At 41.3% G+C, this 15,340-nt stretch carries 15 protein-coding genes; 9 read left to right on the top strand and 6 right to left on the bottom strand.

Annotated features, from left to right (window positions below):
* The first annotated feature begins 64 nt into the window (after positions 1-64).
* From FD967_RS01820 to cobA, 7 genes are all read left to right on the top strand, one after another.
* Complete coding sequence (locus tag FD967_RS01820) at positions 65-1,072, top strand: tripartite tricarboxylate transporter substrate binding protein (RefSeq protein WP_215326394.1); 1,008 nt, start codon at positions 65-67, stop codon at positions 1,070-1,072.
* Positions 1,073-1,087: 15 nt separating this feature from the next.
* Positions 1,088-1,996, top strand: coding sequence for an amidohydrolase family protein (locus FD967_RS01815; protein ID WP_215326393.1), 909 nt, complete (start codon positions 1,088-1,090; stop codon positions 1,994-1,996).
* A gap of 27 nt (positions 1,997-2,023) precedes the next feature.
* Positions 2,024-2,251, top strand: a complete 228-nt coding sequence (locus tag FD967_RS01810) for a hypothetical protein (RefSeq protein ID WP_215326392.1) — start codon at positions 2,024-2,026, stop codon at positions 2,249-2,251.
* A 27-nt stretch (positions 2,252-2,278) separates the two neighbouring features.
* Positions 2,279-2,650 carry a hypothetical protein gene (locus FD967_RS01805; protein WP_215326391.1) on the top strand — a complete coding sequence of 124 codons (372 nt, stop codon included), beginning with the start codon at positions 2,279-2,281 and terminating at the stop codon, positions 2,648-2,650.
* 132 nt (positions 2,651-2,782) lie between these two features.
* Entirely contained in the window at positions 2,783-4,522 is a 1,740-nt protein-coding gene (locus FD967_RS01800; protein ID WP_215326390.1) for a nitrite/sulfite reductase, read from the top strand.
* Positions 4,523-4,535: 13 nt separating this feature from the next.
* Positions 4,536-5,084: a DUF934 domain-containing protein gene (locus tag FD967_RS01795; RefSeq protein ID WP_215326388.1), complete on the top strand. Its 549-nt coding sequence runs from the start codon at positions 4,536-4,538 to the stop codon at positions 5,082-5,084.
* Positions 5,085-5,105: 21 nt separating this feature from the next.
* Positions 5,106-5,957, top strand: coding sequence for a uroporphyrinogen-III C-methyltransferase (gene cobA, locus FD967_RS01790; protein ID WP_251369067.1), 852 nt, complete (start codon positions 5,106-5,108; stop codon positions 5,955-5,957).
* On the opposite strand, the gene FD967_RS01785 is transcribed toward cobA, so the two are convergent.
* On the bottom strand, positions 5,880-6,248 hold the full coding sequence (locus FD967_RS01785; protein ID WP_215326386.1) for a sirohydrochlorin chelatase: 369 nt from the start codon (positions 6,246-6,248) through the stop codon (positions 5,880-5,882). The two genes, cobA and FD967_RS01785, sit on opposite strands and share 78 nt — an antisense overlap.
* Positions 6,249-6,329: 81 nt before the next feature.
* On the opposite strand from FD967_RS01785, the gene FD967_RS01780 reads away from it, so the two are divergent.
* Together FD967_RS01780 and FD967_RS01775 are read left to right on the top strand one after the other, a co-directional pair.
* Positions 6,330-7,349, top strand: coding sequence for a calcium:proton antiporter (locus FD967_RS01780; protein ID WP_215326385.1), 1,020 nt, complete (start codon positions 6,330-6,332; stop codon positions 7,347-7,349).
* A gap of 473 nt (positions 7,350-7,822) precedes the next feature.
* A complete protein-coding gene (locus FD967_RS01775) occupies positions 7,823-8,908 on the top strand; it encodes a glycosyltransferase (RefSeq protein ID WP_215326384.1) in 1,086 nt (361 codons plus the stop codon).
* A 73-nt stretch (positions 8,909-8,981) separates the two neighbouring features.
* Here FD967_RS01775 and FD967_RS01770 read toward each other — a convergent pair whose 3' ends face one another.
* Genes FD967_RS01770 through FD967_RS01750 form a run of 5 tightly spaced genes read right to left on the bottom strand, consistent with a single transcriptional unit; the run spans position 8,982 to position 15,287 of the window.
* Positions 8,982-10,097 carry a glycosyltransferase family 4 protein gene (locus FD967_RS01770; protein WP_215326383.1) on the bottom strand — a complete coding sequence of 372 codons (1,116 nt, stop codon included), beginning with the start codon at positions 10,095-10,097 and terminating at the stop codon, positions 8,982-8,984.
* A 16-nt stretch (positions 10,098-10,113) separates the two neighbouring features.
* Positions 10,114-11,187, bottom strand: coding sequence for an EpsG family protein (locus FD967_RS01765; protein WP_251369111.1), 1,074 nt, complete (start codon positions 11,185-11,187; stop codon positions 10,114-10,116).
* 2 nt (positions 11,188-11,189) lie between these two features.
* A complete protein-coding gene (gene asnB / locus FD967_RS01760; protein WP_215326380.1) occupies positions 11,190-13,112 on the bottom strand; it encodes an asparagine synthase (glutamine-hydrolyzing) in 1,923 nt (640 codons plus the stop codon).
* Positions 13,112-14,227, bottom strand: coding sequence for a glycosyltransferase (locus tag FD967_RS01755; protein ID WP_215326379.1), 1,116 nt, complete (start codon positions 14,225-14,227; stop codon positions 13,112-13,114). The genes asnB and FD967_RS01755 overlap by 1 nt, the downstream gene beginning before the upstream one ends.
* A complete protein-coding gene (locus FD967_RS01750) occupies positions 14,193-15,287 on the bottom strand; it encodes a glycosyltransferase (protein ID WP_215326378.1) in 1,095 nt (364 codons plus the stop codon). The genes FD967_RS01755 and FD967_RS01750 overlap by 35 nt, the downstream gene beginning before the upstream one ends.
* Between the last annotated feature and the right edge of the window lie 53 nt (positions 15,288-15,340).

The following is a 15,340-nucleotide window of genomic DNA, read 5'->3' as shown; positions in this document are numbered from 1 at the left end:
TGGAGATCTTGAAAGGAGCATGGTAGATTATCCAATGAAACTATAAAAATACTTAGGAGACGTGATGCAAAAGATATTGCAACCCCCTCGTTTACCCAAGCGCAACTGGATGTTGAGCTTATTCATTGGCTTAGGGCTTAGCCTCAACCTGATTTCTACGGCTGCCAGCGCACAAAGCTACCCCAACCGCACGGTAAAGATGATTGTGCCACTGACTGCTGGTTCTGGTGCTGACATTGCCGGCCGTATTGTTGCCAAAAGTCTTTCAGAAACCTGGAAACAATCCGTCATTATTGAAAATCGTCCTGGTGCCGGTGGCTTGATCGGTACTGGCGCAGTTGTCAGCGCTGATCCGGATGGCTATACCCTTCTAGTGCAATCCGCTTCATATGCTGCCAATCCAGCCATTTATAAAAAGCTGCCTTACGACCCACTCAAAAGTCTGATTGATGTCGATATTCTTGGGCAAACACCTTACGTCTTAGTCACTTCCGCAGACGGGCCTTATCAATCAGTTCGTGATTTAATCATTGCAGCCAAGTCAAAGCCCGGCGAGATTACTTTTGCATCTGCAGGCGTTGGTAGCTCAACCCATCTTGCCGCCGAGTACTTTAATCAAATGATGGGCATCAAGCTCATACACGTTCCTTACAAAGGCTCTCCAGAGGCCATTCAAGATACGATGGCCGGACGTACCGCTTTTTATATGGCGCCACTCGATACTGCCATCGGGCAACTCAAAGGTGGCAAAGTGAGAGCGCTCGGTGTTACTAGTAAAGTACGTAATGCGGCCGTACCAGATATTCCGAGTATTGCCGAGTTGGGTTATGGCAACTTTGAAATTGGTCTTTGGTTTGGTGTGTGGGCACCTGCTGGCACATCAGCAGCAATTGTGAAAAAGATTAATCAAGATATCAATTTGGCGATGCAATCTCCCGAAGTGAAAACCGCTTATGAGGCTAAAGGCATCAAAGCAACTCCAATGAACCCACAAGAATTCGGTAAGTTTGTGCGCGATGAGATGGCGAAGTATCAAAAGATTGCTAAAGACGCCAATATCGAACCTCAGTAATCTAGCCACAGTACATTGAACTCAACTCACACTGCACCACTCTGCCAAGCCCCAGATTCAGAAATTCGATCGCCAAAGATGGGGTTTCCTGCTGGGGCAGTAGATTGCCATGCTCATATCTGTGGACCAGCTCTAGCGTTTCCTTATGCACAGGAGCGCATCTACACTCCACCCGATGCCACACTGAGCCAATATCAATCTCTCCTAAGCATGTTGAGAATTGATCGCGCCGTCTTGGTGCAGCCCAGCGTATATGGTACTGATAATCGAGCCATGCTCGCGGCACTCTCTGAGAACCCCAAGCAATTTCGCGGGGTAGCAGTGATCGATCCCAAGATCTCCGATACAGAATTGGAGACCATGCATCACGCTGGTGTTCGTGGCATTCGTTGCAATGTGGTGGATGTTGCTGATAAATCAAAGGGTTTACCGATTGACGAATTAACTACAATCGCCAAACGTATCCAACCCTTTGGTTGGCATTTAGAGTTACTAGCCCATGTTAATGAATACCCTGATCTCGCTAGAATATTTGCAGACTTTCCGGTGGACTTGGTATTTGGTCATTTTGGCTACTCACACGCAAGACATGGTGTGAATGATGCCGGCTTTCAAGGCTTGCTAGAACTACTACGAGAGCAAAAGGCTTGGGTCAAAATGACTGGTCCCTACCGTATTTGTGATGGGGACTTTCCCTATGTGGATATGCGAACATTCAATGATGAGGTAATTAAGGCCAACAGCAAGCGATTAATCTGGGGTAGCGATTGGCCTCATGTCATGGTCAAAAAGCAGATGCCGCATGATGCCGATCTCTGCGATCTATTCGGGTCTTGGGTAGTAGATCCAAGCCTCAGAAAAGCGATTCTTTCCGACAATCCCTGTATCCTATATGACTATCCAGCATTCACTGACACTCAATAGATATTAGCTAGAAAGAATACACACCCCATGGATAACACGCTTACTATTATTTTCGGTATTGTTGCAATGCTGCTTCCACTGGTAGTGGGTCGCCTGGTATGGAAACGCTTTGACCAATACTTTGGTCGTAATGATGCAGCTTATATGGATACCCTCGAATACTTTCTCAAGAAGCTTGGCTTCACGATCTTGGTTGCTTTTATTCTTCTGTGGATTGGTATTAGCTTAGTATTTAGCGGTAGTGCCAACCCCTAAATATCTCACCAACAAAGACTGCCTACCGTGAATGATCAATTTAGAACGATTTTCAATAAAGCGAAGCTAAACTTTGCAGTACTTGCCAGCATATTGATGTTGGCAGTCTTAGGAAAGATGACCAACCCTGAGCTCACCAATCAAGTTTTTCAAACTGCAGATCAATTAGTTTCAGATCTGATTTTGTTATTTGTGGCCATTACGCTTGGCGCTTTTATCCCCAACTTCAAACTAGTAGTCTTCGGAGCTATTGCCGCCTTTATTGCGGCGGCAGTAGCCATTCAAACAGGTGTGTTTACATACCTCACCTTAGATTACTTATTTGCTGTTCTGATCGTGGTTCTAGGCTTTGCGTCGATTGCCAACCTCTATCGACATTACAGAGAATTTAGCTTCTAACTACTGCCGTTAGGCTCCCCCAGTAATTAAGCGCCAATTCAACATCATTGACCCCTATATATTAATTTAGATATATAGATTCGATATTTAAGTATTTGTAGTTATGGTTATAGCCCTAGACAATACGGGTCTATGTACAAATATGACCATATTGACCAAACCCTTGTAGATCAACGGGTTATCCAATTCCGAGACCAGGTTGAGCGACGCCTGAACGGCACCCTTGCCGAAGAAGAATTCCGGCCTCTGCGCCTACAGAATGGTCTTTACCACCAGCGCCATGCCTATATGCTGCGCATTGCCATTCCTTATGGCTTATTAAGTGCCAAGCAGCTTCGCACCCTAGCCTGTATTGCTGACAAATACGATCGTGGTTACGGGCATTTCACAACCCGTCAAAATATTCAGTTCAACTGGGTAGAGCTAGAGCAAACTCCGGACATCTTGGCTGAATTAGCCAAAGTAGAAATGCATGCCATTCAGACATCGGGCAACTGTATTCGCAATATTACGAGCGATGCCTTTGCTGGTGTTGCTGCCGATGAATATATTGACCCCCGCCCAGTTTGCGAACTGCTACGTCAATGGTCAACCTTGCATCCTGAGTTTGCTCATCTACCGCGCAAATTTAAGTTTGCAATTAATGGTGCTAAAGAAGATCGCACGGTTTTGCTTTGCCACGATGTCGGTATTGAGCTCAAGAGAAATCCCAATAGCAATCATGGAGAATTCACTGCTGATATCTATGCAGGTGGTGGCATGGGTCGCACCCCCATACTGGGCTCATTAATTAAGCAAGGCTTGCCATGGCAAGTTCTGCCAAGTTATCTAACCGCCCTCTTGCGTGTATATAACCGCTTTGGTAGAAGAGATAATCTTTACAAAGCCCGCATCAAAATTTTAGTAAAAGCTTTAGGCCCAGAAGAATTTGCACGACAAGTTGAAGCTGATTGGGCACATCTTCACAATGAAGCAAAAGAAAGTAAAGATAATTTCACACAGTCTGAGTGCGAGCGCGTTGCTAAGCACTTCACTAAACCTGCGTATCAGAAATTAACAGTGGTAAGTAATGAAGCTATTCTAGCCACCGTGCCCGAGACTGAGAGAACTGCCTTTGCTCGTTGGCTGGAGCGTAACGTCAAACCGCATCAGGTACCAGGCTATGCCAGTGTGATGCTGTCTCTTAAGCCCCATGGCACTGTTGCCCCTGGCGATGCCAGTAGCGCCCAGATGAATGCCATTGCAGATCTAGCGGACCAATACAGCTTTGGTGAACTACGGGTTACCCATGAACAAAACTTAGTATTGGCCGATGTACAGCAGTCCAAACTACTAGAGCTTTGGCAGGCTGCTAAGCAACAGCATGTGGCACTCCCTAATATTGGATTGCTCACTGACATCATCGCTTGTCCTGGTGGTGATTTCTGCTCATTAGCTAATGCGAAGTCATTGCCGATTGCCAAAGCAATTCAGAAGCGGTTTGATGATTTGGATTACTTATTTGATTTAGGTGATATCAGTCTCAATATTTCAGGATGTATCAATTCCTGCGGTCATCATCACGTTGGCAATATTGGCGTATTGGGCGTGGATAAAGATGGTGAAGAGTGGTATCAAATTACCCTAGGTGGCGAGCAAGGCAATAATGCATCGATCGGTAAAGTGATTGGGCCTTCTTTCTATGCTAATGAAATTTCAGATGTAATGACTAGCCTCATCAATACCTATGTTGAACAACGCACCACTGGTGAGCCCTTTATCGAGACTTATCGTCGCCTTGGTGTAGCGCCCTTTAAAGAGGCTGCATACAAGAATGCATTCAATAAAAATGATAAGCACGCCAAAGAATCTAACAAGAGCGTAATCGTCTAGTCAGGGAAGAGCCATGAACCAACAGATTATTTATTTCCCTAAAGACGGTAAACCCACTCTCATTACCAATGAATGGCAAGTCTGGGATGGTGAACGCGATGAAGGCAGCATTCCAGACTTAGAGCATGGATTGCATAAGGTTCTAGTGCCATTGCATTGGTGGATTACTCACCATCAGAATGTCGACATCCTCACACGCTCTAAAAAGGGTGAGATTGGTGTCTGGTTTGCGGCTGATGACGACATACTTAAGCATGCGGACATCATCGAGGAAGGCAAAAAACTCTGGGCAGTAGTTGGGGCACACTTCCCTCTTTTTAGAGATGGTAGAAGTTTTAGCACTGCAGCCCTTCTCAGAGATCGCTTTGAATGGCAAGGTGAAATCCGTGCGATTGGGGATGTCTTAGTTGATCAGCTCTTACAAGGCGCTCGAGTCGGTTTTGATGCTTTTGAATTACGTCCTGATCAGAATCTCGATATCGGACTCAAGCAGTTTGATCTCTTTAGTGTGACTACACAAAACAGCTGGCGCGATACCCGCAGCAGTCAAGCAACTATCTAGGTCACGATCAGAAAAAATATCATGAGTAATACAAACAAACCCGGGAAAGTCTTTTTGGTTGGTGCCGGCCCTGGCGCAGCTGATCTCATTACTGTGCGCGGAGCTAATCTATTGGCAAAGGCAGATATTGTTTTTCATGATGCCTTGGTTGATACAGCAATGCTAGAACTCTGCCCTCAAGCCATTAAAGAGCCTGTTGGTAAGCGTTGTGGAAAGCTCTCCTCAGCGCAGCATTTCATTAACAAGCGCCTCGTAGATGCAGCACAAAAATATCAAGTCATTGTTCGCTTAAAGGGCGGCGACCCAATGATGTTTGGTCGCGCCGATGAAGAAATCCAAGCACTCAAAAAGCATCAGATTGAAGTAGAAGTTGTACCAGGCATTACCGCTGCTCTAGCTGGCGCAGCTGCGATCCAGAAATCGCTTACCTTACGCGGGCTATCTCGTAGCGTTGCTTTTGTTACCCTGGCGCAAGGCACTGAAAATCTTGCTTATAACGGGGGTCAGCAACAGCCAATTCAAAATCCACAAGCTGATACCTTGGTGTATTACATGGGTCGTAAGGATGCTAGCAATATTGCTAAACAGTTAATCGAAAACAACTCCCCACACACAAGCGAAACACCCGTTCACATCCTAGAAGCCGTGAGCACCCAAAATGAACGTCACTGGTCAAGCAGTCTTGGTCAATTAGCGGACGGCAAAGCAAATGGCTGGTTTGATAGCGCATCGCCTGCGCTCATTATGGTTGGGGAGGCCTTAAGAGAAAAACACTCAATCAATCAAACTGCAGATTTACAGAGCTCTAGCGCTAAATTCGATGATGGCTTGCAAGACAGCGTCATCTTCCCCGACAGCAGGCGTCGCGCTTAGGGCAATCTGCGGAAATTTTTCCCGGCAAGCATCCAGCAGTACTGGGAAGTCGTTGCGCAAATGGCCACCTTGACCAAAAAAGACTGGTACCACAACTACCTCTGTGGCACCAGCAGATACCTGAGTAGTAATCGCCTCCTCGAGATTTGGATGCATGAGCTCTAAAAAGGCTAACTCCACAGGAACGTGAGGCCTCTGCGCCTTCCAGAGCGATGCCAGACGATCAAAGGGCTCGCGCCAACGCGCATCACGGGCTCCGTGACCAAATAAGACGATTGCTTTCGTATTCATACAAACCTTTTAAACTACGAGTATTAATTATCAAAGCTTACCCTGAATTTAAGCCTCTTACCTACACACCAATTTTCTTACATGGCACATCTTCTTAGTCAAACTTGGTTCATCATCTTGATGGGCATCACCCTCATTGGAGCAGTCTTATCGGCAGTTCACCATGCAGAGGTAATTGCCCATAAAACAGGTGAGCCATATGGAACCTTAGTACTATCGATTAGCGTCACCATTATTGAAGTTTCCCTGATCATTGCCATGATGCTTGCTGGTCACGAAGGCTCTGAATTTATTGCTCGTGACGCCGTCTTTGCAACCGTGATGATCGTAATTAATGGAGTTATCGGACTTTGTATCTTTATGGGGGGCTTTAAGCATTACGAGATGACTTTCCGCAATGAGGGTGCAAATTCAGCTTTAACAGTACTCACCGCTTTAGCCACATTCATCTTAGTTATGCCTATGGTGACCGTCAGCACGCCAGGGCCTGATTTCACCAAGAGCCAGCTTGCTTTTGCAGGAATAGCCTCTTTTGCCTTGTATGGCGCATTCTTATTTTTCCAGACTGTCAGTCATCGCGACTACTACCTTCCTAAGGCAGAAGGCCAGAATGTCAATAGCGCTACCCATGCAGACAAACCCAGCAATCTGAAAACCAGTATTAGCGCAGTACTTCTCCTGATCTCACTAGCCATAGTCGTAGGCTTAGCAGAAGCGCTCAATCCTGCAATTGAAGCAGGGGTCAAAGCAGCAGGGGCACCAAAAACAGTTGTGGGTATTGCCATTGCAATGCTGGTATTAATGCCAGAGGCTTATGCAGCTGTCAGGGCGGCTAGAGCCAACCGATTGCAAAGTAGCTTGAATCTAGCATTAGGTTCAGCGCTAGCCAGCATCGGATTGACTATACCCTCAGTGGCTGCCTTTGCCATCTTCTTTGATTTACCAATCAGTTTAGGCATTAGCCCTCTTAATATGACTTTAATGTATCTATCATTCTTTATAGGGGCGCTAACCCTGGCGATTGGGAGAGCCACGCTTCTACAGGGGGTGGTGCCCTTAATTATTTTCTTTGAGTTCTTATTTTTGAGCTTAGTACCTTAAGTCAGAAAAAGTGATGTCGATAAGGCACATTAGCCCCGGCAATTAGCGTCACCAATATTGAATTACGCTGATCATCGCCACGATATTTTCCGGTCATAAGGCCGCTGAATTTATTGCCGGTGATGCCGTCTTTGCAGCCATCATGATTGCGAATAAAGGGCAATTGGAGTAAGCAACTTCATCGCATGGGTTTAACATCAAAATTTTCGTGAAAACTAAAGCATTGGGGGAATAGCTCAAAGAGAGGAGTATTCTTACCGAAATACAAAAAAATCATTTTTTAGAGCCACATTTAGTATCGCAAAGGGTAAGAGAGGTTAAAAAAGGTTAGGCAAGTACTAATTTGGCTAGCACCCCAATATAAAAAATAAATATATGTAGCAAATGAATCTACCATGGACCCGCAAGATGGATATATCATCAGGCTTACATTAATCCAATAATTATATAAATTTAAATTTATTAACCTTAAGATGATTAAATTAATCGTAGCTTTTTTTTCTTCTTTTACTATGTCAATAGTGATTTTGAGATGCAAAAATTTGCATTTACATTTCTCTGCGGATATTGAAAATTCTGGGCCTCAAAAAAATCATACAGGATTAACTCCTCGTATTGGCGGGCTTGCAATAATCTTAGGAATTTTTCTTGCTACTATATTGAACCTCGAACAAGTGGGTGGAGTAAATTTTAATGTACTACTCCTATTGAGCGCACTCCCAACATTCTTTATTGGCTTACTTGAGGATATTACAAAAAAAATTAGCGTTAAGGGTCGATTGTTAGCCACAGCTTCAAGTGCAATTCTTCTAATTTATATGCTCGGGATTCAAATAATGTCATTTGGCATCCCTTATCTAGATTTACTATTTTCCATTCCGGCATTCTCACTGATTTTTACAATCTTCGCTATTACCGGGCTTTCAAATGCATACAATATTATTGATGGATTTCATGGGTTGGCCAGTATGGTTGGCATTATTACACTATTAGCAATTGCATATGTAAGCTATACATTTTTTGATTACGAGTTAATGATCTTAAGTCTTATTATGGCGGCAGCAATTCTCGGATTTTTCATCCTAAATTATCCGTTAGGGCTAATTTTTTTAGGTGATGGCGGCGCATACCTAATCGGCTTTTGGATTGCTTCACTAAGTATAGCAATCGTGATGAGAAATCCTGAAATATCTCCTTGGTTTGCATTTTTAGTTAACTGCTATCCCATAAGTGAAACTTTATTTACTTTATATAGAAGAAGAATTCATCAGAATAAGAACCCGGGCTTACCGGATGCAATTCATTTCCACACTCTTATTTACAAACGCATCTTACTGCCAACAGTGTTTAAGCCCAACCCAGTTAGTGCAAATGCATCAACAGCCCCCTATCTATGGATTTTAACAATATTAAGTATTATTCCAGCGATACTTTGGTTTAAGTCTACCCCTTTATTAATATTATTCTCGGGAATATTTCTCGCACTGTATATTTGGCTATACACTCAGATAGTAAGATTCAAGACACCCAAGTGGATTCAGTATTTAAAAATTTTTTAGCAAATCAAACATAAAGTAAATTTAGTGTTTTGAAGTTTGAAAACATAGCCTTATTAGTTAAAAACTAAACCATTCAATTGGAATAAACTGATCTAATGGAGTCTAGATATGCATTAATAACGGTTTCTTCATCAAACTCATCCCGAACTTTTTTCCTACTAAGTAAACCCATTTGTTCCCGAATATAATGTTCCATCGATGCGATTGTGGAAATTTTATTGGCAAGATCATATGCATCTTTGGGACGGCAAAGATAACCGTTAACTCCGTCATCTACAACATCGCGACAACCAATTGAGTCAGCTGCAATAATTGGCCTACCCATTGCTGCGCCCTCCAATAAAGCCCTCGGAGTTCCTTCGCGATAATAAGAGGGCAAGACAACGCAGTGGGCCTTAGCTATTTCTTCTCGAACATTATCAGTAACCCCCAAATAAGTTACAAGCCCATCAGAAACCCATTCATCAATCTTACTTTTCGGCACAGAGCTTGAGTTTTTAGAATCTATGAAACCAAGTAAACACATCTCTACATTAATATCTTCTTGTTTAAGTATGCGAGCCGCCTCCGCAAACTCGCCAACACCCTTGTCCCAAAGAAGCCGAGCAATTAGTAAAAATCTAAGCTTATTTGATGCTGGTATTGGAGAATATTTAAATTTTTTTAAGTCCACTCCAGAGCCCGGTAGGAGACAAGCGTGCTTTTTTTGTATGATAGATTGTGATGTAAATAACTCTAAATCATCTTTATTCTGAAAAAATACAGTTGATGACTTAGAAAGGGAAAGCTTATACATTAGAGATACCAACTTACTTATCATGCTTTTTGTAACAAAAACAGTTCCTAACCCAGCAATATTATTAATAGTGGGTATTTTAAAAAAAATAGCAGCAAGAGACCCATATATGTTGGGTTTGATTGTATACCCGAGAAAAATTACCGGACGCTCTTTCCTAAAAATTAGCATTAAGTCCATCAGCAACAAAAACTCATCCCAAAGATTAATGCTGTGACTTCTTATTCTCAATTTAACAAAACGGGCGCCTAAGCCTTGTATTTGATCGCTATACTGGTCAATTCCTGCTGCAATCACAACTTCATAACCCTCAGAAACAAGCCTTCGGATAAGATTTGCTCTGAAATTGATAATATTCCATGAGGTATTAGCAACAATTAAAATTTTAGGCATTTATGATTAAATATATTTAATATTCCATATAGAATTCGAAGGGGAAAAATTTGTATGGCTGCCATAAAAATGAATAGTTAGAATATTCCTGCCAGACCAGTAAAAAAATGAAATTACTAAATACTATCCCATAGATTAAGATAATTTTTGCACACTCATTAAGCGACAGTGCATCTGGAAATCTTGATAGAACAAAAAGTTGTAATGGTATTAAATATAATGAAAATCGATCAACCGCTGTGGATGAAGGAGTTAACAGAAGTAATATAAAAGCAAGAATAGCCAACCAGGACATAGTTGTCCAAAATCTCAACTCTATAGGATTTGTTGTGTATTTTTTTCTATTAAGAAGAAAGAGCAATGCCGAAAATCCATTTATTGAAATCCTTACAAAAGAACCTGATGAGCGATATTCAGGAGTAACATATTGAGTCATCAAAATATCATATCCATCCAAAAAAAACTGGAAGCCAACTATAAAAAATATAAATGAGAAAAGATAGGTAATTGATTTATTCTTTTTCCAGTCCAAACTTAAAATGATGATCACCGAAAGGACTATTGCAGACTTATGAAATAATGAGGCGCAAATAATAAAAAAAAATGCCTTATATATATTTTTATTACTTAAACACAAAATTGTCAATAGCCAAAAACCAATTGCAACTGCCTGCCGTGAATAACCCATGCCCACGACTATTACTAGATATGGAAGTGAGTGAATCAATGCCAACCAAGAACGTGGCTGACTATGGCAAAATTTAATTAGGCTCCAACAAAATATAATGGAGCATACTAAATTTACGAAATATATATTGCCACCAACATTTGCACCAAACCAATTTAAAGTTGAGTATGCTGGATCGCGATATAAAAAACTATATTCTTCTCCAGCCATCATCTCAACTTGCTCTTGATATGCATTCCAATCCGCACCCACTTGATAACGAAAACCAATAAATAAAGTTAGGACTATGAAAGCTAATAACCAGCTTGGATTAAAAATGTTTTTTTTCAGTTGATTATTATCATAATTACAGGTGACGCCAAGTATGACCATTAAAAAATAAAGTGCCAAATAAGATAGCATCACTACGACTCCAACCACATCTGAAACATTAATATATTCCACAACTGATAAGCCCAATTTCGTTTACCAGATAGATGCTCACTCCAGGCACGCCTGACCACTCTTGAATTTAAATACCCCTCCCGATCCAACTTTTTTTCATTTAGCAACTCTTCAGCCCAATTTTTTAACGGGCCTCGTAGCCAACTTGCAAGCGGAATACCAAACCCCATTTTAGGTCTATCAATTAACTCTTGTGGAACATATTTATATAAAATTTTTCTTAATGGCCACTTATCAACACCCTTGTTAATTTTGTACTCCAGTGGAAGTGACCAAGCAAACTCGACTATTCGATGATCCAACAGTGGAACTCTTGTCTCCAAACTAACACTCATTGCCGCTCTGTCAACCTTAGTTAAGATATCTTCTGGTAGATAGCCAACTAAATCAAGCGCCATCATACGATCAATCTCGCCAATATTTTCTAGACTCAGAATTGCCTCCATGTCACTACACTTTGGCTCAAATGAGCCTATAACTAGGTTATTAGGCTTATCCCATAAAGATACAATCCCTCCATACAGTTCAGATGCATTTTTCTTGTCCAATAAGTTTGCGGCTTTGTATAGCTTATCCCCGAACCTTGGGAAGTTAATTTTTCTTCCAAAGCTATCCCATGCCGAAATTGGTATTGAATAAATGGATTGTTTCAATAATATTCTTATTGGAATGGGAAGAAATTTAACCTTATTCCAATAACGTTTTGTCATTTGATATCTCGTGTATCCGCAGAAAAGCTCATCGCCACCGTCTCCAGATAATGCTACTTTAACTTGTTTACCAGCCAAACCACTTACCAAATATGTTGGAATTTGAGATGCATCTGCAAATGGCTCAGAATAAATAGTTGGTAACATTTGGATAACATCCAAGGCTTGTCGCGAGTTTACATATAGTTCTGTATGATCAGTCCCCAAGTATTTTGCAATTTTTTTCGCATGCTCTGCTTCGTTATACCCATCCTCATAAAATCCAACTGTAAATGTTTTAATTGGGGAAGATGATTGCGCCTGCATCATAGATACAATGGTTGTCGAATCAACTCCGCCGGATAAGAATGCCCCTACAGGCACATCAGATAACATTTGTTGCCGAATTGAATTTGCCAGCAAGCTCTCTAGCTCTTTAACAGCATCCTCCTTATCCCCACGAAAATTGCTATTGCTTGAAATCAGAAGTTCAGTGGACCACCAATTACTAATTTCCAATTTAAGCGAAGACAATGAGATCTTAAGAATACATCCGGGCTTCAATTTATTAATACCCTTGTATATTGAATGCTCCCCTCCGATGTAACCATAACGCATAAATAATGCCAGGTTATCCCTGCTAATTTCGGCACTGAAAGCGGGATGCACGCGGAGAGCTGATAAATCGGATCCAAATAAAAATATTCTATTGCCAACCCCTCCCTGCCAGCCGTAGTACAAAGGCTTCTCACCGAAGCGGTCTCTTGCAAGAATTAATTTATTAAGCTTGCTATCCCAAAGAGCAAATGCAAACATTCCGACTGCCTTAGCTAAAGTTGCCTCGATACCCCAAAATTCAAATCCAGCTAAAAGTGTTTCAGTATCAGAGGACCCTCGCCACTCAGGAGTTCCAGAGCCCCCCCTAAGCATTTCATCCCTTAACTTTAGATGATTGTAAATTTCGCCATTGAAAACAATAATAAATCGCCCACTCTGAGATTTCATAGGCTGCGCACCAGTGGATGACAAATCCAGTATTGAAAGTCTTTGGTGCCCTAATATTATCCCAGCATGTTTATCAAGCCAAATTCCACTCCCATCGGGCCCCCGATGCTGAATTTTTTGCAACATTAGATCAATAATTTTTGCATGTGGCTCTTGATTTGGCGACAAATATCCAACAATCCCGCACATTAATAAACTCCGTAAATTTTGCTATAGAACTCAACATATCGAGACACTATATTATGAATTCCGTATTCTTGGATAACTCGCTCTCTAGCCTTATTACCCATCACTTTCATTTCAGTTAAATCCATTTGAAGTGCAGCTATTAGTGCGGCTGCCAATGCAAAATTATCGGCTGGATCAACCACCCATCCAGTATCACCAACTATTTCTGATGCATCACCGACATTTGTTGTAACGCAAGGAACTGCACAGGACATTGCCTCGCCAAGCACATTGGGGAAGCCCTCCGATCTAGAGCTCAAACATAGGATATCAAAGCCTGGCATTAATTTTTCAATATCCTTTTGTGCCCCGGTAAATATCACTCCATATAGTGGTATATTTCTTGGTCTGTAGTCGTAAACGTTGGGGCCTATACACAACATCGTTACTCCTGGCACAGCTTGTTGCACTAATGAAAATGCGCTACATAGGTTGGGTATGTCTTTTTGATCATCACCTCTCCCAACAAAACCAATTATTTTTTGATCTGCGTTAATCCCGTACTTTAGTCTTATTGCTTTAGTGCTCTCATTATCCGGAATCCACCTTGCAACATCAAATCCATTTGGAATCATTAGTTGATTGGTACATATATATCCATAGGATTTATGTTGAGCAAGTGATCGATTTGAGTTGTAGATAATTGCACAAACTTGTTTAGAAAAAATAGCGCCAAGCTTCACCACAAAACGTGTTGTAATTTTCCTGCGCTTAATATCCTCAAGGCTGAGGCGAATATTCCAAATAACTTTGGAATATTTAGGCATAAATAATGATCCAAGTAATGCAAATAAATTTGCATGATACATCCACCCCTGAATAATATCTGGTTTACGATTAACAATCTCATCCTTTAACCTAGGTAGCGCTAGCATTAATGAGGAAAATGAATTGATATTAAGACTTGTAACTGGTATTCCAAACTCTCGCAAAAGTGGGCCATAATGACCATCCGACCTTAGGGAAATAACACTACTAGTAAATTTCTCTTCCAGTCCAGAAGTTACTAAAGTATATAAAGCGCGCTCTGCCCCACCAATGTTAAGGTCCGTTATGATGTGTACTATCGACTTCAACTATTTTCTCCAAAAAATAAAGTCCATACCTTTGAACAGTATGCTTTTCTATGGCAATGTTTCTGGCATTGAAACCTAGCTTAGCTCTTAACTCAGAGTCAATTATTAATGTCTTAATTGCCATCAGTAATTCATCCGCATTATAAGAAATCATCAAGGCACATGATTCATCAAGAAATTTTCTAGTTTCGCCAACATCTGTAGCAATAATCGCACACCCACTAGACATTGCCTCAAGAGTTGCTTGGGAAGGATAGTTATTCCTTTTTTGAATGGATAAAAAAATCTTGGCCCTCCCTAAGACTTCAAATGCATTCTCGGCCTTATAAATCTTTACATTGTTGCTACAGTGATATGTTGGTGCATTAACACCAAATCCACAAAAATGAATCTTCAATTCAGGTAATAATTTTAGAATACCAAGTAATAAATCATACCCCTTATCACGATCAAATCGCGCCATAAATACGACATCAATATCTCGCTCCACGCAAATCTTGCATTGAGAATAATCGGTAAAGCTGCAAGGTGCAATTTGCCAACGCGATCGATATAGACCCCAAAAAAAATGTTTGAACTCTGAAAAAAGTTGTTGCGACAGACAATCAATTCTATGAAACCTTATCAGGCTAATATTTGCAAAAAATCTAGAAACTCTTGTGGTAGATGTGTCATAGGAAGGATCAACAAAGCATATAGACATCCTTGCATCTAGTGGAGCTATCGCTGCAAAAATACAGGAAAAAATGCCTGGATTCATACTTAGATGAAGATGATCGCACTTATATCGTCTTAACATGGTCGCCAAATCAACCAGCTCTAACAGAAATTGTAGGATTCCACGCCTATAATCACTGGATCCAAATTCAATGATTTTTATATTCTCAGAGCTTGAAAGAGCCATGGAGATTTGAGCCGCACATCTTCTTTGTGCAAAGATAACGACCTCAATAGCATCTGATTCTCCAAACAGAAACTCGGCCAAGCGAGCAAATCTTCTCTCCATTCCCCCAAAGTTTTTGCTTGCCCATATTGCAAAACCCAACCGTTTGATTCTCATCTAATTAACCCTCTAAATCCGATTTAGAAAACACATAGATAAATTAGATTGTC

The organism is Polynucleobacter sp. JS-Mosq-20-D10 (assembly GCF_018687755.1).
Taxonomy (GTDB): Bacteria; Pseudomonadota; Gammaproteobacteria; order Burkholderiales; family Burkholderiaceae; genus Polynucleobacter.
This window is presented reverse-complemented; position numbering and strand designations above follow the sequence as displayed.